The organism is Pseudomonas sp. NPDC090203 (assembly GCF_044746765.1).
GTDB classification, from domain to species: domain Bacteria; phylum Pseudomonadota; class Gammaproteobacteria; order Pseudomonadales; family Pseudomonadaceae; genus Aquipseudomonas; species Aquipseudomonas putida_AD.
In genome coordinates this window covers 1-16,883 of record NZ_JBIVCV010000015.1, presented here as the reverse complement: position 1 = coordinate 16,883, position 16,883 = coordinate 1, and the positions used below count along the sequence as shown (strand labels likewise).

Genomic DNA, 16,883 nt, shown 5'->3' with positions numbered 1-16,883 from the left:
GATCGGTTTTTTTGCCCATTGCCCACTGCCGTTTCTGACACAGACGTCATGAACAGCGCCCAGCAGCGGCGCTATGCTCAGTCACTCGCTCCGACCCACAGGACTGTGACCACCATGAAACTCACCCCCGGCAAACGACTGCTCGACACCCTGCTGACCTCCAGCCTGCTGGCGTCAGCCCTGCTCATGGCCATCCCCTCCTTCGCCGACGACGCCAAACCCACCCGAGTGCGCGGCGCGATCACCGCTGTCGATGGCGACGTACTCAAGGTGCACAGCAATCGCGGCGAAGACTTGCAGGTCAACCTGACCAAAGACACCCAGGTACGCGGCGTGACCCTCGCCCAGGTCGCCGACATCAAGCCCGGCAGCTACGTAGGCTCAGCCGCGGTTCCGCAAGCGGACGGCACCCTCAAGGCACTGGAAGTCCACGTCTTCCCGCCCGAAATGGCAGGCACCGGCGACGGCCACCGCGCGTTCGACCTGGGCAAGGACAGCACCATGACCAACGGCTCCGTCGGCGACCTGGTCAACAGCAATGGCCGCACCATCACCGTGAACTACAAAGGCGGCCAGAAGAAAATCGTCATCCCCGACGACGTGCCCATCGTCAACCTGGTACCGGCCGACCGCACCCTTCTCAAACCCGGCGTGAAAATCGTGCTCCAGGCCCAGAAAGCCGAAGACGGCGCATTGAACGCGATGTCTATTTCAGCGGGTGAGAATGGCGTGACACCGCCGATGTAAAAAGGCCTCGCGGGAGTCAGCTTGCTGGCGGGAGGCGGCCTGAAAACCGCCGACGCCGGCAAGCCGGACTGCTACGTGTTGTGTCTATATCTGTAGGAGCGCGCTTGCCCGCGACGGCGTCCTCAAGATCGCTCCCGCCGGCAAGCCGTGCTGCTACGGGACGGTGTACAACCAAAGACTTTGATCTTGCTTTTGATCTTAGTGCGCGATGGCACAGGCGCCGCAGAATGCGACGTCAAGGCGCCAGGCCGAGCGCAGGTGTCGTGGAGGGGGATGAGCGGCAGGAAGCCGCGAACGCCGTGCGGGCCAGGGACGGCCCATCACGGCGTGCCCCCGGAACGGCGCCGGAGGGAGGGAACCCGACACAGTCGGGCCCAGCCTGTCGCAAAGACTTTTTGGTTACTTTTGGGGCGAATGCCAAAAGTGACCCGCCGTAAGGGCGGCAGGCGTAACCCGAACCTCCAGAGAGAACGGATATACACCCCATCCCAGCGTCCCCCTGTGACGCAGAGCGTCACCCAAGGCATTCCCACGCAGAGCGTGGGAACGATCACCAACATGGGAACGATCAGCAGACCGCGCGGAAACAATCATCCAATCAAAGACAAGTAGCCAACGCCGCCCCACGCTGATCTACAGCCTTGCCACCCGCCTTGGCATAGAAACTGATCACCGTCGAACCACCCTTGCCCGCCACATCGGCAAAATACTCACCCTCGGTGGTATAGACCGTAAACTCACCCGGCTTGCCCTTGTCCATGAACACATCCGCCACATCGCCGAACATCTGCACATTGGCCCAGGTCACCTTGATGCACTCAGCCACCGCAACCGCAGGCTTCTGACTGGCATAGACCTGCACCGGCCCCGCCGAACGCGTCGAATTCAAGCTCATGCACCCCGCCAGCATCGCCAGCGCTACAGCTCCCGCCCAGTGTTTCATGACAGTCCTTTCGATCAAAAAGGAGCGATATTAGCAGCAAGCCAAAGCCGCCCCTATCTTTGTCACACCCGGTCAGTCATCCAGCGGCGCCGGCGGAGCGGACGCAGCCGCCTTGCCAGCCTTGCCGGGCTTGCCGTTCGCAGCCGCCTTGGGCTCGGCGGCAGGGGCAACCGGTGCCGCCGCGGCGGCCTCTTTCTCGGCCATCGGCATCTGGTCGATGGTGCTGAAAATCTCCTTGGGATCGATGGCGCCCTTGTGGTCGATCTTCGTCTCGCCGTCCTTGCCCACCAGAATCACCTGCGCCTCGGAGCCCGCCCGCGCACCCAGCTTGAGATCGCGGATCAGCGCCATGGTCGACTGGGCGTCCATGTCCTTGCCGTCACGCTTGCCCATCATGTTGACGATGGTATAGAGCACCATGTTGCGCTTGGTGAAGGCCTCCTTGTTGGCCGGCTCGTCGAGACTCTTCTTGAGGCTCACCAGCGTCGGGTCCACCGAACTTGAGGCGATGATGATCAACGGACGAGACCTGCCACGCTCCTGGGCCAGTGGGGTATCGCTGTCGGCCGCCAGCAACGGGCTGGACACGGCAAACAGAATGGCAAGGGTCAGTGACCGACTTAACATACGCACCTCCTTTCGAAATCCATGCACTGATGATCGCGCATCGTGGCAAAAGGTCCAGCCGATGGATTGAAAAATCAGGATTTTTTTCGGGAAAGCAGGCGGCTGGATATCGCCCAAAGGTGCATGCCCCTCGTATGACGGGCGCTGCAGGTCGATAAATTCGAGACAACAAAAAAGGGCGAATCTTTCGATTCGCCCTTTTCGTCACCGCCCAGCAGAGCGGATTTTGTTTGGTAGGCGCGATTGGACTCGAACCAACGACCCCCACCATGTCAAGGTGGTGCTCTAACCAACTGAGCTACGTGCCTGCTGTGAGGCGGCATTCTACGGAATTTCAAAAGTGTGTCAACGTCTTTTTTCACACTAACCCTATGAATATGCGAATTTTTTGCGGTGCCCGTCGCCCACCTCGCAGGCTTGGGAAGTTCTCACCCGCAGAGCCCCCGGCTTTTTCACTGCCTATACTGGAAAAACCAGTGGCTTGCCCGCTCGGGCCTGCTGCGGATCGATTGCCCAGACACCCAGGGGACTGCCATCGTGAACGTGCGCGCCCTGCTGTTTCCCGTGATAGTGATACTCGCCAGCTGCGCATCCGCTCACAAACCTGCGCCCGCCGCCGTCCAGATTCCCGCAGAGACCTGGCATCAGGTGGATCAGGAAATCGTTGCGGCGTCCAAGAACGCGACCCTTCCCGCCCGCCAGTACGCCACCCAGACCATGGACAGCTGGATGGACAGCGTCTACCAGCGCACCGAGACGCACTTCATCCCCTGGTTCGCCGGTTACTGGACCCAGCAGTGGCTGACTCTGAAAGTGAGCTGGTACAAAGTCAGCGCTAAAAAAGGTGAGCCGACCGCCGCCCAGCGCCTGGATGCCTACCTGCAAGAGCAATATCACGAACGCGTGCTGGACCCTGTGTCCAAACAGATCGACCCCGAAGCGGTCACCCATCAGGCAACGGCGTATTACATCCAGCAACTGGGTCAGCAGTTGCCGCAGATTGCACAGCAGCACAACATTCCCGACGATCAGTTCGCCGCGCATCTGAACGACATTCCGGCCATCTCCCTTGCGCCACCGTCCAGCAGCGACGCAACCCTGTACCAGTTGGTGCATGCCGAACCCTTGGTGAAGCTGCCCGCTTACATCGCCCTCATCGAGCGTATCCACCGGGCCGCGACAGGACCGGAAGCAGGCAGGCCTGATGCGGGAATCTCCTCGGTCGCCATTCGCTCCAGCGAAAAACTCGAAGCCAGCCTTGCGCCCCGGGGTGCCGCCAGCGCCATTGCGGCGGCCGTCGGCAGGGTCGCCGGGCTGATGATTTCGGTGGGTATGGCCGGGTTCGGTGCCATCACCCATCAGAACGAACGCGCCTCGATGGAAGAACAGATGCGCAACAGCCTCTACACAGCGCTCAATGACAAGAAGCGCAGCCTGATCGACAACCCGGAATTCGGCGTCATGTCCGGGGTGTATTACCTGGCAGGAGAGATCGAAGGCAGTCTGGGCGATGCGCCGTTATTGCCGTCATCCCTGGAAACCGTTGCCCCCGACACACCGCCTCCCCTGCCACCATGATCGGCGCACTACTGCCGCTGGTCGCCATGATGGCACTATGTTCGAGATCCGACAGCCCAACATCAGGACAGGACCTAAGACATGGAGATCTCCTGATGAACACATCATTTGCGGCACTGGCATTGGGTTGTGCACTGAGCATCACCTCCCTGACCACACTGGCGGGAGCGGCAGCACCGGAGATGGGCCCCACGCCATCACAAATGGGCGTGGACCCCAGAACCCAAGGGGCCGACATGCAGCGCCAGGGCACCGATCAGGACAAAGGCGACGCAGCGACCGGCATTCGTCGAGGCATGAATACCGGCACTGACACCCGCAACAATGACGCGGACCTTCCCGGCGGCGATACCACCGGTAGCGGCTCTACCGGCAGCAATTCCAAGGGGTCGTCAGGCAGCTCTTCGAGCGCGGGCGGTGTTGGCGGCTGAGCTGTAGCGTTCAGAAATCACCTACCTCCATCACGGAATCGTCCGACGGATAACGCCCCTGACAACGGCTACTATCACGCCGTTGTTATGCTGCGCTGTTAAGACGGGACAGGGCTAACCAAGTTCTGTCCTGGGGGATCGATACCGTGGGAATGAAAAAGTCAGCGCTGGAATTCAAGCGCGATCTGAACGCCATCGCCGGCAATCTTGAACGAACCGCAGGAGAAATCAGCCGGCTGGCCGAGAGCATCGATGATGTGGACGTGGTCGCCGTGCTGCACCTGATGAACCAGCAATACCGGGATGCCGACAGGCTGCGCGCTTACGTCGACGAAATCAGGGCGGGCCGCATCGTACGCGCCAAGGGTTAGCGCAACGCAACCAGCACTGCTTCAGTCATGTCGCACCCATGGCGATCAAGGTGAGGCACGCATTTTGACTGGCTGGATATCAAATTGCTACCGCACGTTTCAGAAGCCTGAACTCATCCCGCCGCGTGCCTGACACAGGCACAACAAAAAAGGGCGACCCTTTCGGATCGCCCTTTTCGTTACCGCCAGCAGAGCGGATTTATCTGGTAGGCACGATTGGACTCGAACCAACGACCCCCACCATGTCAAGGTGGTGCTCTAACCAACTGAGCTACGTGCCTGCTGTGGGTTGGCATTCTACGAATATTCGACAAACTGTCAAGCGGTAATTTTCACAACTCTTTGAATACTATGGAATTTTGAACGACACGCGGGCAAAGTGGCACATATCTAAGACACTTTTACCCCTCGAACCCGCTGGTGGCGCCCTGTTATCTCAGGTAGGATCGACGCATTCGTTTAAAATATAAAACAGGGGCTTACAGGATGACGAACACCGCATACCCTCAGTCTTACTACGCCGCCTCGGCCAATTCCGCCCCTGCCCGGCCCATGCTGCAAGGCGAAGTGGAAACCGATGTGTGCGTCATCGGTGCCGGTTACACCGGGCTGTCGAGCGCCCTGTTCCTGCTGGAAAACGGTTTCAAGGTGACCGTTCTGGAAGCCGCCAAGGTCGGCTTCGGTGCCTCGGGTCGCAATGGCGGGCAAATCGTCAACAGCTACAGCCGCGACATTGACGTCATCGAACGCACGGTCGGCCCCAAACAGGCGCAACTGATGGGCCAGATGGCGTTCGAGGGTGGGCGCATCATACGCGAACGCGTGGCCAAATATCAGATCCAGTGCGACCTCAAGGACGGCGGCGTGTTTGCCGCGCTCACCCCCAAGCAGATGGGCCATCTGGAGTCGCAGAAAAAGCTTTGGGAGCGCTACGGGCATAACCAGCTGGAACTGATGGACAAGCGGCGCATTCGTGAAGTCGTGGCCTGCGACGAGTACATCGGCGGCATGCTCGACATGAGTGGCGGCCACATCCATCCGCTGAACCTGGCCCTCGGTGAAGCGGCAGCGGTGGAATCGCTGGGTGGCGTGATCTACGAGCAATCGGCGGCGGTTCGCATCGATCGTGGTGCGAACCCCGTCGTGCACACTGCACAGGGCAAGGTCCGGGCGAAATTCATCATTGTTGCGGGCAACGCCTATCTGGGCAATCTGGTGCCGGAACTGGCGGCCAAATCGATGCCTTGCGGCACGCAGGTGATCACCACCGAGCCATTGGGAGAAGAACTGGCGCGCAGCCTGTTGCCTCAGGACTATTGCGTCGAGGACTGCAATTACCTGCTCGACTACTATCGCCTGACCGCCGACAAGCGTCTGATCTTCGGTGGCGGCGTGGTGTATGGCGCGCGTGACCCGGCGAACATCGAGGCGATCATCCGGCCCAAGATGCTCAAGGCTTTCCCGCAGCTCAAGAACGTGAAGATCGACTACGCCTGGACCGGCAATTTCCTGCTGACCCTGTCGCGCTTGCCGCAGGTGGGGCGTCTGGGCGACAACATCTATTACTCCCAGGGCTGCAGCGGCCATGGCGTGACCTACACCCATTTGGCGGGCAAGGTACTGGCCGAAGCGCTGCGCGGCCAGGCCGAGCGCTTCGACGCCTTCGCCGGCCTGCCCCATTACCCGTTCCCGGGCGGGCAGCTGCTGCGTACGCCGCTGACGGCGATGGGCGCCTGGTATTACAGCTTGCGGGACAAGCTGGGGTTCTGACCGCGATCCGGCTTGCAGGCGACGGCGGGTAACTGTGGGAGCGGGCTTGCCCGCGAAGGCGTCGGATCAGCCACCATCAAATCGTCAGTCCTGACGCATTCGCGGGCAAGCCCGCTCCCACAGGCATGAGCGGACCGCGCACCCGCCATCACCTGGCGCTATTGATCGCCTTGACCGCTTCCCCTGCTGCCTGCTCCTGCCCGGCTTGCGCCAGGTCATTGGCGGCCTTGAGCCAGCGGTCGCGGTCTACCGGTGCGGGCAACTGCCGTGGGCTCTGCACCAGCACCGCCCAGTTGCCGGCGTGGTTCCAGTCAGAGGTGAACTCGTCAAAGCTCACCGTAAGCCGCCCAAGCCCGGTGTAAATCAGCACCGTGCGCTTGTTCTGGTTGAAGCCCACCAGCACGCCATAGCGCTGGTCCTTCCACCACATCGAACCCTCCGAGAAACGCAGCAGCACCGGATAACCCGCCGCCACCTGAGCCAGCAGGTCGGTGAACTGATGGTCCACCGGGTACACCACAAAGCCATATTCACGGGCCAGGTTGCTCATGTTCTGGTCGAGCTTTTCTTCTGCACCCGGCAACTTCAGCGGTTTTTCCAGAAGGCCCGGGGTGGTCTGCACGCCATGCACGGTCAACATGCTGGCCAGCGCATTGGGGCCGCTCTGGAAGGCCTGGCCACGGAAGAACGGCACCGAGTTGATCTCGACCCGGTCCGGCAGGGTCTTGTACATCGCCGGGTACCCGGGTTTGTAGCCGTGGGAATCCGCGCAGCCGGCCAGAAACAGGGCCAGGCCCATTGCCCACCACGTCCTTTTGATTGCTGAGCTATCCATTCGAGACAGTACCGACACGTTGTTCACTCGCTTGTCTGGCGCCGGGCAACCCGCGACCCGGCCGAGCGCCGATCATAGAACCGCAGCCCGTCCGGGTATAGCCTCAACATGCAGTCAGGAGGCCGGGATAGAACAAATCGGTCCTGCCCTCTCGACCTTCGGTCAATTTTCAGCAACAACGGGCGTACTAGACTGTCGGTTACAAAGAGACGAAAAGAAAAGACCGGAGGAACCCATGAGCCTCGGAATGACCATTGTGATGTTGATCGCTGCGTGGCTGGCTGTCGCTGGCGCTATGTTGTGGGGTGTGATGCGCATATCCCGCCGCCATCATCCGCAACACCGTACCCACGCGAATGTGAAACCCGCTCAGGCGCCGTCGCGCAAACATCGTCACGCCCACGCGCACTGAAACTTTTTCTGACTCGGATCCATAGCTGAAATGACAAAACGGTCGGTGATGGTGTTCCCATCCCGACCGTTTTCAATGGCGTGGCGTTTAACCCCGGGCCTGACTCAGACCTTCTGAATCTGAGCCTGGGCGTCCGCCTTCTTCTGCTTCGCCCGACGGGCCAGCATGTTCAGGCCCTCGATCAGGGCCGAGAACGCCATCGCGGTGTACACATACCCTTTGGGTACATGGGCGCCGAAGCCTTCGGCGATCAGCGTCATGCCGATCATGATCAGGAAGCCCAGCGCCAGCATCACAACCGTAGGGTTGTCATTGATGAATTTGGCCAGGGGCTCGGACGCCACCAGCATCACGATGACAGCCGCGATCACCGCGATCACCATGATCGGCAAGTGTTCGGTCATGCCGACAGCGGTCACGATGCTGTCGATGGAGAACACCAGGTCCAGCATCAGGATCTGCCCGATCGCAGCCGCCATGCCCATGGTCACGGTGCTGGCAACGGTTTTTTCCTCTTCGGTCTTGGCATCCATGCTGTGATGGATCTCGGTGGTCGCCTTCCACACCAGGAACAGGCCACCGGCAATCAGGATCATGTCCTTCCATGAGAACACCTGCCCCAGGATGTCAATGACCGGCTCCGTCAACTGGACGATCCAGGCCACGGTGGTCAGCAGGCCCAGGCGCAGGATCAACGCCATGCTGATGCCGACCCGGCGCGCCTTGGTGCGTTGGTGCACCGGCAGCTTGTTGGTCAGGATCGAGATGAAGATCAGGTTATCGATACCCAGCACGATTTCCATGACCACCAACGTCGCCAGAGCGATCCACGCCGTGGGGCTTGCCGCCAGTTCCAGAAGATATTCCATGCTCTACACATCCTGATACGGTTCGAGAAGATAGGCGGCATTCTAGGGAGGCAAACACTTCAGGAAAATTCGTATTTTTCAGGTATATACTTCGGTTATTACGAAGTATTGAAGGACCTGTCGTCTGATGCTCAATTATCGGCAACTGCATTACTTCTGGGTGGTGGCCAAGACCGGCAGCATCGTGCGCGCCTGCGAGCAGTTGAACCTCACGCCGCAGACCATCAGCGGGCAAATCAGCCTGCTGGAACAGACCTATGGCGTGGCGCTGTTCAAACGCGTCGGACGGCGGCTGGAGCTGACCGAAACCGGACGCATCGCCCTGCCCTACGCCGAGCAGATGTTTCAACTGGGTGGCGAGCTGGAAACCTTGCTGCGTGCCCAGCCGGATGAACAGCAGATCCTGTTTCGGGTCGGGGTGGCCGACGTGGTGCCCAAATCCATCGTCTATCGCCTGCTCGCCCCGACCATGACGCTGAACGAGCCGCTGCGCATCACCTGCCGCGAGGATCAACTGGAGCGGCTGTTGGCGGACCTGGCCATTCAGCGCCTGGACCTGGTGATCTCCGACAGCCCCATGCCGTCCCATCTGGACATCAAGGGCTACAGCCAGAAACTGGGGGAATGCGGCATCAGTTTTTTTGCCACGGCAGCCCTGGCTAGGGCCCATGGCCAGAACTTCCCCCATGACATGCAAGGTGCGCCGCTGCTGGTGCCTGGACAGCAGACCGTGGTGCGCAGCCGCCTGATGCGCTGGTTCGCCGAGCAGAACGTGCAGCCGCGGATCGTCGGCGAGTTCGACGACAGTGCCTTGATGAAGGCCTTTGGCAAATCCGGCAGCGGGATCTTCATCGCCCCAAGCGTGATTGCCGACGAGGTGATGGAGCAGTACGACGTCGAGCTGATCGGCCAGACAGATGCGGTGACCGAGTCGTTTTACGCGATCTCAGTCGAGCGCAAGGTCAAGCACCCTGGCATCGTGGCGATTACCGAGGGTGCGAGGCAGCAGCTATTCACTGACTAAGCGTTGCAGGGCTCGGCGTCAGGCCTGGCGGTCATGAGCAGCAACGCCAGCAGGATCGCCAGCAGAATGATGCCTGCGGCGGCGAAGCCCAGGTTGTCCAGCCCCAGGTGGTCGATGACCCGGCCGCCGATGAGGGCTCCCAGGCCGATCCCCAGATTGCCGCCGGCAATGTTCAGCGAGGCGGCGAAGGCCGGAGCCTGTGGCGCGGCCTTCATCAGGCGCACGTGGCTGACCAGGAACAACGCCGCCTGGGTCACACCCCAGACCGCCAGCGCCAGGGCCAGCGCCGGCACCGAATGCATGCTCGGCACCACGGTGACCATGCCGCCGATCATGAAGGTGCAGAACGTCAGGCTGGCGATCAGCGGGTGACGATCCACCAGGCGACCGCCCAGGGAGTTACCCACCAGTCCCACCGCGCCGAAGCCCATCAGGCACCAGCCCACCACCGTGCCGTTGAAGCCGGCCAGGCGTTCGAGCATGTCGGCAAGGTAGGTGTACGCCGTGAACATGCCGCTGAACACCAGCACCGACAGCAGCACATGGCCCTGCATCAGCTTGCTGCGCAGGATGGCGAACTGGCTGCGAAAAGACGCCTGATCCTTATGCACGCTGCGCGGCAGGTAGATGAACAGCAGCAACGCCTTGGCGAAGGCCACCACCGACAGGATCGCGAAGGCGCTGCGCCAGCCGAATGCGTCGGAAATCAGGGTGCCGACCGGAATGCCGAACACCGTGGCGCAGACGATACCGAAGCCAATCTTGGCAATGGCGCGGCCGGCGTGGTCGGGGCCGACGATGTCCACCGCCGTTTCACTGGCCAGCGCCCAGAACACCGGCAATCCCAGCGCTGGAATCAGCCGGGCAATGGCCATGACGCCTATGTTCGGCGCCATCGCCGCAACAGCGTTGGCCACCCCGAACATGATCAGCACCGAAATGAACAGACGCTTGCGTTCGAAGCGTGAGAAGTAGGCGGTCAGGAACGGCCCGAAGCAGGCGACAGTGAAAGCGAACAGCGTGACCAGGAGCCCGGCCTGGGGGATGGTAACCGCCAGATCGCGGGCGATGGCCGGCAACAGGCCGACGATGACGAACTCTGTGGTCAGCACCGTAAAGCCTGCGGCTGACAACAGGTAAATTGGGAAAAACATCGAATCTCCAGAAAGACGAACCGACCAGTCCTCACGGAGCGGTCGGTCGGGTGACACTGAGCAGTAGCGGTGAACGCTTAGAAAGTGCCCATGTAGTCGCGCTTGCCGACTTCGACACCGTTGTGACGCAGCAGGTCATAAGTGGTGGTGACGTGGAAGAAGAACTGCGGCAGGGAGTAATGCAGCAGGTATTTCTGGGTGCTCAGGCGCTTCTCTTTGTCGGTGCCTGGGCGCAGGACAATTTCGCGCTCTTCGTTACCATCGACCTGATCCGGGGTGATGGTGTCCAGGAATGCCAGGACCTTGGACAGCAGAGCCTGCAGTTCGGCGAAGGTGGTTTCGGTGTCTTCATATTTCGGCGGCTCGATGCCGGACAGGCGCGCACCGGCACCCTTGGCGAAGTCGACCGCGATCTGCACCTGTTTCACCAGCGGGAACATGTCCGGGAACAGACGCGCCTGCAGCAGGGCATCAGGCTGGATGTTTTTGGCGGCGGCGTGCTCTTCGCCTTTTTTCAGCACCGCGCCCAGGGCGGTGAGCATCTGTTTGAACACAGGAATCGAAGCGGCGTAGAGAGAAATGGTCATGGCAGTTCCTGATGGGTTGAGTCGCAATGAAAAGACATGCAGTGCATGCTGACGCGGCTTGTCTTTTACCTCATCCAGACCCTACCCTCATAGCCTTTTCAACGCTTAGGGAAAGGGTCATGTCCACCGAACCGGATTCTGAAAACACTGGCGATGACGCAGCCGCCCTGCAACTGAACAGCTTTGAGGTGCGCATCCTGGGCTGCCTGATCGAAAAACAGGCCACCAATCCCGAGACCTATCCCCTGACGCTCAACGCGCTGGTACTGGCCTGCAACCAGAAAACCAGCCGCGAGCCGGTGATGAACCTCACGCCCGGGCAAGTCGGGCAGAGCCTGCGGGCGCTGGAGGGGCATCAGTTGACCCGCCTGGTCATGGGCAGCCGCGCCGACCGTTGGGAGCACCGTGTCGACAAGACCCTGGAGCTGGTGCCGGCGCAGGTGATCCTCACCGGGCTGTTGCTGCTGCGCGGCCCGCAGACAGTCAACGAACTGCTGACCCGCAGCAACCGCATGCACGATTTCGACGACAGCGACGCGGTGGTTCACCAACTCGAGCGCCTGATCGCTCGCGGGCTGGCGGTGCTGATTCCGAAACAGGCCGGCCAGCGCGAAGACCGCTACATGCACACCCTGGGCGACCCGGCGGACATGGAAGCGATTGTCGCGGCACGGCACAACCCCGTGGAACGCGCCAGCAGCGGCAACCCGGCGCTGGCCGAGCGCGTCGAAGAACTGGAAGCGCGCATCGCCGCACTGGAAGAACGCCTGGCCCGGCTGGAGGGCTAACCCGTTCACCCGTAGCAGCACGGCTTGCCGGCGGGGGCGATCTCACGGACGCCCCCGCGGGCAAGCCCGGCTGCTACGGATCGTGGTGGTATAAGCAGAAAATGTATCTGTCCTTGTCCCCCGTAGCAGTCCGGCTTGCCGGCGACAGCGATCTCACGGACGCCTCGCCGGCAAGCCGGACTGCTACGGGATGAGTTTGCCAGCAGCACGATGGCCATCTGTGGGACAGGGCAACCCGTCAAATCGCCCGGGCGAACGCTGCGGCGGCCTGATATTGCTCCTCGCTCGGCGTCACGCCGGTGTACAGAATGAACTGCTCCAGCGCCTGGATCGCCGCGACCTGATCCCCGGTAATCACCTGCTTGCCATGCTTTTCGGCATGAAGGATAAACGGCGTGCGCGCAGGGCTGGCGACCACGTCGAACGCGGTGTCCGCCGCCTCGATGGCGTCCACGTCAAACGCCAGGACCTCGGCCTGATCGCCGATCATCCCCAATGGCGTCACGTTCACCAGCAGCGGCACACGCTCGGCGCCCAGTTCAGGCTGCCACTCAAACCCACAGGTACGCGCCAGCGCCCTGCCCGCCTGCTCGTTGCGCGCAACGATGAGCCCATCGGTGAACCCCGCATCGCGCATGGCGCAGGCCACGGCCTTGGCCATGCCGCCGCTGCCGCGCAGGGCAAACCGGGTGCGGGGCACCTTGTGACTGTCGACCAGTTGCGCCACCGCGATGTAATCGGTGTTGTAGGCCTTCAGATGGCCATCCGTGTTGACGATGGTATTGATCGACTCAATCGCCGCCGCCGACGCGTCCATCTCGTCCACCAGCGCTATGCACGCCTCCTTGAACGGCATCGACACCCCACAGCCGCGAATGCCCAGCGAACGCATCCCGGCGATGGCTGCGGGCAAGTCAGTCGGCGCAAAGGCCTTGTAATAGAAATTCAGCCCCAACTGCTCATACAAGTGATTGTGAAAGCGCACACCGAAGTTGCCCGGCCGGGCGGCCAGCGACATACACAGCAGGGTTTCCCTGGTTGGGGTATGGAACATGAAATCTCCTGAACGGTATTAGTGAACACCAGGACAACAGCGTAGAATTCAATCGCTTGCGGCACAAACCCGAGCAATTGTTCTCAATGTTGTCGAATACCTTACACAAAATTTACGCAACGGCTTCGCAGAATTCCTGAAACCCGTTGTCTGAGAAGTTATCCCGTGGCATTGCCTGAGCGTAACGCAGGCTGGCGACAACGGGACTGAACACCCGAGGAACAGTCATGATTCGTCACATCCCCAAGGTTGCCTTGTTGTTAGGTGCCCTCGCCCTTGCAGGTCAGGCTCAAGCCCATGGCGGCGGCCCGGGCTGGGGCGGAGCGGCAGTGATCGGCGCAGTCGTCGGTGGCGTTGTGGGTGCAGCCGTGGCGTCAGGCCCTGTGTATGCAGCGCCAGCCCCGGTGTATGTGGCACCGCCGCAGCCTGTGTATTACGCGCCACCACCTCCACCGCCTGTCTACGTGCAGCCGGCCTACGTGGTTGAACGTCCGGTGGTCTACGGCCCGGCCTACTATGGCCCGCCGCGCTACTACGGCCCGCCCCACGGCTATTACCACGGTGGCGGTCGCTGGTAACGGCTGGCTGACCCCGCAAGCTTCCGGTTTTCATCGGCAGCACACAAACGACAACCCCGCTCACAAGGCGGGGTTGTCGTTCATGGGTGTTTTGTACTCAAGAGCGCCCGCCTGATCCTTCATGGGTCCTTGATAAGGAACTGACCTCTGGCTCGTCAATGACGACTATCGAGAGCAGTGATTTCTGCTCGCCCCAGCCCGGCCGTAAAGTAGCGCCATAGATTGATGGAGGCACTTATGACCAAGGTTCAAATCATGTCGGTAGTTGGCAGCGCAGTCCCCGCACAGCTTCGTGAACGCGGCCTGCTGGCGTGCTGGTACCTGATGCACAACGGCGAGCCTGTCAGCGGTCCTCTGTCGTCACTGCCTGCGGCACAAGCGCTGTCGCAACAGTTGGAAACCCGTCAGCTCAACGGCTGAAACGAATTCGCTCTTCCCTGAATCGTGCGTTGCTCCGCACTTCCCTTTAGCCCGCATCCCTGACGCGGGCTTTTTTTTGCCTGCGATTCGCCTGGCTCAGATGCGTTCGGCCTGGGTCGCGTTGACCTGGCAACGATGGGCCAGTTTCTGCAAGCGTTTTTCCAGGGCGCCCAGCACCACGCGATCGGATCGACCGCTTTCGAGTTCCTCGATCATGTCGTTGGCCACCAGTCGCAACTCATGGGCGATCACCACGCGGTCATCGTTCTGGTCCAGCTTGTGGGACTCGAACAGGCGGTGCAGGTAATCCTCCAGGGTGCGCTGCAAACGGTGGCGGTCAGTGGCGCGCAGATGCACCAGGTTGACCGTGATCCTGGCCAGCAACTCGTTCAGCTCGCCACACAGGTACTGCATGCGGCGTGCGTAGCCGGTTTCGCGATCACGCAGTTGTTTCTGCCGGGCTGCCAGGTCCTGACGGCGCTGGATGGCAGGCACGGTGACGGCCATCATCAGGCCGACGATCAAACCGATGGCCTGGATCCAGCCTGCCCAGTCGGACGGCCTGACAAACAAACCCGCCACCAGCAAGAGCACCGCAACGACTACCGCGACAAACACCAGGGCGGCGTAGTCCTTGCTGATAAACCCTTTGGGCATTGCACAACTCCTAGGTCAATTCGAATGAATGGTTTCGATGGCGTGGAATGCTAATCGGTGGCTGCCCCGAGTGCCATGAATATCGGCGCAACCGCCTTAAATACAGGCTTTTTGGATCCTTAACCTGAACGAATGCCATACAGGCTGTTTTTATTACGCAAACGTCCAAGGCACCCCATCGACATACTTAGAAACATGCTCCTAAAATGCGCCGATCTTGTTGTCGTTCTTGAAAAAAGTACGGCTTTCCACGCTGTCTCCAATCAAAGTGAGCTTCGCTCTTGAAAATTCGCACATCCCTCATCGGCCTATTATTTGCACTTACAGGCTCCGCACTCTCCACCGGTGCACTTGCGAACGAACCCGCTGCTTTCAACCGTGACCCGGCCAACCTTCATCTGGCCTCCGGCAGCGCCATGATCACCGATCTGCAGACCGGCCAGGTGCTGTATTCCAGCAACCCGGACGTCATCGTGCCCATCGCCTCGGTCACCAAACTGATGACGGCCATGGTCACCCTCGATGCCAAGCTGCCAATGGACGAGATGGTCAAGGTCGACATCTCCCAGACCGCCGAAATGAAAGGCGTGTTTTCCAGGGTCAAGCTGGGCAGTGAACTCAATCGCCACGACATGTTGCTGATTACCCTGATGTCGTCGGAAAACCGCGCAGCGGCCAGCCTTGCCCACAGCTATCCGGGCGGCTACCCGGCGTTCATCAAGGCCATGAACGCCAAAGCCAAGGCGCTGGGCATGAGCCACACCGTCTATATGGAACCTACTGGCTTGTCGGTCTTCAACGTGTCCACCGCTCGCGATCTGACCAAACTGGCGCTGGCCGCGCGCAACTACCCGATGCTGCGTGAACTGAGCACCACGCCCGAGAAGACCGTCACCTTCCGCAAACCCACCTACACCCTGGGTTTCAGCAACACTGACCACCTGGTGCGCAAGTCCAACTGGGACATCAAGCTGACCAAGACCGGCTTCACCAACCAGGCCGGGCACTGTCTGGTGCTGCTGACCAGCATGGCCAACCGTCAGGTGTCGGTGGTGATTCTGGATGCGTTCGGCAAGTACACCCACTTCGCCGATGCCAGCCGCATGCGCCTGTGGATGGAAACCGGCAAGAGCGGCCCGGCGCCGGAAGTGGCGTTGCAGTACAAGAAAGAAAAGAACCTGATCATGAAGCAGAAAGGCCTGCAGGCCGCCGAATAAACCCGCCCGACCAGAGCCGCCCCGCGCCGGGCGGCCTCTGCGCTCCCTTCCCTGCGCTGCGCAACGCGCCAGCGGATCCTGTCAATTGTTTCATCCATGGCACAACGCATAACCCCCAACCACCCGCTACGCTTGTATTGTTGATGCTGGCTTCGCACATCGCTCGGGGGAGTTGAACCATGCTCATCAAATGGGTACTGGCTGCGCTGCATTTGTTGGCTTTTGGCTTTGCGTTGGCGGCGGTTCTGGCTCGGGGGCGGGCTTTGCGCCGGTTGCGTACCGATGACCCACGCTCGTTTCGCGATGTGTTCGTGGTGGACAATATCTGGGGCCTGTCAGCGGGCATTCTGTTGATCACCGGCGCATTCCGCGCCTTCGGCGGGCTTGAGAAAGGCTCGTTCTACTACCTGCATCAACCTCTGTTTCACCTGAAGATGACCGCGTTCGTGGCGATCCTGGCGCTTGAGGTCGTGCCGATGTTCGCCCTGATCGGCTGGCGCATCGCATTCAAGAAAAACCAGCCCATCGACACCAGCCGCTCGCGCCGCTTTGCGCGGATCAGCCATATGGAAGCGGCGTTGATGGTGATCATCGTGATCGCCGCGACAGGGATGGCGCGGGGGATTCTGATCAGTTGAACATAGCCCGTGGGAGCAGGCTTGACCGCGAAAGCGTCGTGTCATCCAACCCCATGGCGACCGACCCTACGCCTTCGCTGGCAAGCCAGCTTGTATGGTAGGACTCGAAGGGGTGGGTGGGACTAAAGCCAGCTTCTGACTGTTAGCCGCAGTACAGACCGTGGGAGAAATCGTCCCCACCCC

At 60.9% G+C, this 16,883-nt stretch carries 19 protein-coding genes and 2 tRNA genes; 11 read left to right on the top strand and 10 right to left on the bottom strand.

Going from position 1 to position 16,883, the window contains the following annotated elements; translation table 11 throughout:
• Positions 1 to 114: 114 nt before the first annotated feature.
• Positions 115 to 747 (top strand): DUF5666 domain-containing protein, encoded by a 633-nt coding sequence (locus tag ACIPO9_RS23060; RefSeq protein WP_274130146.1) that lies wholly within the window; start codon positions 115 to 117, stop codon positions 745 to 747.
• 598 nt (positions 748 to 1,345) lie between these two features.
• Here the strand turns inward: ACIPO9_RS23060 and ACIPO9_RS23055 are convergent.
• From ACIPO9_RS23055 to ACIPO9_RS23045, 3 genes are all read right to left on the bottom strand, one after another.
• Positions 1,346 to 1,690, bottom strand: a complete 345-nt coding sequence (locus tag ACIPO9_RS23055; RefSeq protein WP_400783718.1) for a 2-oxoacid ferredoxin oxidoreductase — start codon at positions 1,688 to 1,690, stop codon at positions 1,346 to 1,348.
• A 72-nt stretch (positions 1,691 to 1,762) separates the two neighbouring features.
• The gene (locus ACIPO9_RS23050) at positions 1,763 to 2,317 is read right to left on the bottom strand and encodes a DUF4174 domain-containing protein (protein WP_400609894.1); all 555 of its coding nucleotides are present in this window, start codon (positions 2,315 to 2,317) and stop codon (positions 1,763 to 1,765) included.
• Positions 2,318 to 2,548: 231 nt separating this feature from the next.
• Positions 2,549 to 2,625 (bottom strand) — tRNA-Val (locus tag ACIPO9_RS23045).
• Between the two features lie 229 nt (positions 2,626 to 2,854).
• Here ACIPO9_RS23045 and ACIPO9_RS23040 point away from each other — a divergent pair.
• The 3 genes from ACIPO9_RS23040 to ACIPO9_RS23030 all read left to right on the top strand — a co-directional run bounded on the left by ACIPO9_RS23040 (position 2,855) and on the right by ACIPO9_RS23030 (position 4,697).
• On the top strand, positions 2,855 to 3,895 hold the full coding sequence (locus ACIPO9_RS23040) for a hypothetical protein (protein WP_400783715.1): 1,041 nt from the start codon (positions 2,855 to 2,857) through the stop codon (positions 3,893 to 3,895).
• A 95-nt stretch (positions 3,896 to 3,990) separates the two neighbouring features.
• Complete coding sequence (locus ACIPO9_RS23035) at positions 3,991 to 4,326, top strand: hypothetical protein (protein WP_400783712.1); 336 nt, start codon at positions 3,991 to 3,993, stop codon at positions 4,324 to 4,326.
• A gap of 152 nt (positions 4,327 to 4,478) precedes the next feature.
• Positions 4,479 to 4,697 (top strand): hypothetical protein, encoded by a 219-nt coding sequence (locus ACIPO9_RS23030; RefSeq protein WP_274130151.1) that lies wholly within the window; start codon positions 4,479 to 4,481, stop codon positions 4,695 to 4,697.
• Positions 4,698 to 4,901: 204 nt separating this feature from the next.
• On the opposite strand, the gene ACIPO9_RS23025 is transcribed toward ACIPO9_RS23030, so the two are convergent.
• A tRNA-Val gene (locus tag ACIPO9_RS23025) sits at positions 4,902 to 4,978 on the bottom strand.
• Between the two features lie 205 nt (positions 4,979 to 5,183).
• Between ACIPO9_RS23025 and ACIPO9_RS23020 the strand changes: the two genes are divergently transcribed.
• The gene (locus ACIPO9_RS23020; RefSeq protein WP_400783709.1) at positions 5,184 to 6,467 is read left to right on the top strand and encodes an NAD(P)/FAD-dependent oxidoreductase; all 1,284 of its coding nucleotides are present in this window, start codon (positions 5,184 to 5,186) and stop codon (positions 6,465 to 6,467) included.
• A 148-nt stretch (positions 6,468 to 6,615) separates the two neighbouring features.
• Here the strand turns inward: ACIPO9_RS23020 and ACIPO9_RS23015 are convergent, their stop codons facing one another.
• Together ACIPO9_RS23015 and ACIPO9_RS23010 are read right to left on the bottom strand one after the other, a co-directional pair.
• On the bottom strand, positions 6,616 to 7,302 hold the full coding sequence (locus ACIPO9_RS23015) for a peptidase C39 family protein (protein ID WP_400783706.1): 687 nt from the start codon (positions 7,300 to 7,302) through the stop codon (positions 6,616 to 6,618).
• A gap of 516 nt (positions 7,303 to 7,818) precedes the next feature.
• The gene (locus ACIPO9_RS23010) at positions 7,819 to 8,583 is read right to left on the bottom strand and encodes a TerC family protein (RefSeq protein ID WP_400783704.1); all 765 of its coding nucleotides are present in this window, start codon (positions 8,581 to 8,583) and stop codon (positions 7,819 to 7,821) included.
• 127 nt (positions 8,584 to 8,710) lie between these two features.
• On the opposite strand from ACIPO9_RS23010, the gene nhaR reads away from it, so the two are divergent.
• A complete protein-coding gene (nhaR, locus tag ACIPO9_RS23005; protein ID WP_274130155.1) occupies positions 8,711 to 9,607 on the top strand; it encodes a transcriptional activator NhaR in 897 nt (298 codons plus the stop codon).
• On the opposite strand, the gene ACIPO9_RS23000 is transcribed toward nhaR, so the two are convergent.
• Positions 9,604 to 10,761 (bottom strand): MFS transporter, encoded by a 1,158-nt coding sequence (locus ACIPO9_RS23000; RefSeq protein ID WP_274130156.1) that lies wholly within the window; start codon positions 10,759 to 10,761, stop codon positions 9,604 to 9,606. The two genes, nhaR and ACIPO9_RS23000, sit on opposite strands and share 4 nt — an antisense overlap.
• Before the next feature lie 77 nt (positions 10,762 to 10,838).
• On the bottom strand, positions 10,839 to 11,348 hold the full coding sequence (locus ACIPO9_RS22995; RefSeq protein WP_274130157.1) for a DUF1993 family protein: 510 nt from the start codon (positions 11,346 to 11,348) through the stop codon (positions 10,839 to 10,841).
• 119 nt (positions 11,349 to 11,467) lie between these two features.
• On the opposite strand from ACIPO9_RS22995, the gene ACIPO9_RS22990 reads away from it, so the two are divergent.
• Positions 11,468 to 12,136, top strand: a complete 669-nt coding sequence (locus ACIPO9_RS22990) for a YceH family protein (RefSeq protein WP_274130158.1) — start codon at positions 11,468 to 11,470, stop codon at positions 12,134 to 12,136.
• Positions 12,137 to 12,374: 238 nt separating this feature from the next.
• Here ACIPO9_RS22990 and ACIPO9_RS22985 read toward each other — a convergent pair whose 3' ends face one another.
• Positions 12,375 to 13,190 carry a shikimate 5-dehydrogenase gene (locus ACIPO9_RS22985; protein WP_400783699.1) on the bottom strand — a complete coding sequence of 272 codons (816 nt, stop codon included), beginning with the start codon at positions 13,188 to 13,190 and terminating at the stop codon, positions 12,375 to 12,377.
• A gap of 227 nt (positions 13,191 to 13,417) precedes the next feature.
• Between ACIPO9_RS22985 and ACIPO9_RS22980 the strand changes: the two genes are divergently transcribed.
• A complete protein-coding gene (locus ACIPO9_RS22980; RefSeq protein ID WP_274130160.1) occupies positions 13,418 to 13,768 on the top strand; it encodes a hypothetical protein in 351 nt (116 codons plus the stop codon).
• A gap of 237 nt (positions 13,769 to 14,005) precedes the next feature.
• Positions 14,006 to 14,188 (top strand): hypothetical protein, encoded by a 183-nt coding sequence (locus ACIPO9_RS22975; protein WP_274130161.1) that lies wholly within the window; start codon positions 14,006 to 14,008, stop codon positions 14,186 to 14,188.
• A gap of 96 nt (positions 14,189 to 14,284) precedes the next feature.
• Here ACIPO9_RS22975 and ACIPO9_RS22970 read toward each other — a convergent pair whose 3' ends face one another.
• Positions 14,285 to 14,845 carry a hypothetical protein gene (locus ACIPO9_RS22970; RefSeq protein ID WP_400609909.1) on the bottom strand — a complete coding sequence of 187 codons (561 nt, stop codon included), beginning with the start codon at positions 14,843 to 14,845 and terminating at the stop codon, positions 14,285 to 14,287.
• A 281-nt stretch (positions 14,846 to 15,126) separates the two neighbouring features.
• Here ACIPO9_RS22970 and pbpG point away from each other — a divergent pair, with 281 nt between their 5' ends.
• Complete coding sequence (gene pbpG, locus ACIPO9_RS22965) at positions 15,127 to 16,062, top strand: D-alanyl-D-alanine endopeptidase (RefSeq protein ID WP_274130163.1); 936 nt, start codon at positions 15,127 to 15,129, stop codon at positions 16,060 to 16,062.
• 179 nt (positions 16,063 to 16,241) lie between these two features.
• A complete protein-coding gene (locus ACIPO9_RS22960) occupies positions 16,242 to 16,700 on the top strand; it encodes a DUF2214 family protein (protein WP_274130164.1) in 459 nt (152 codons plus the stop codon).
• Positions 16,701 to 16,883 lie beyond the last annotated feature (183 nt).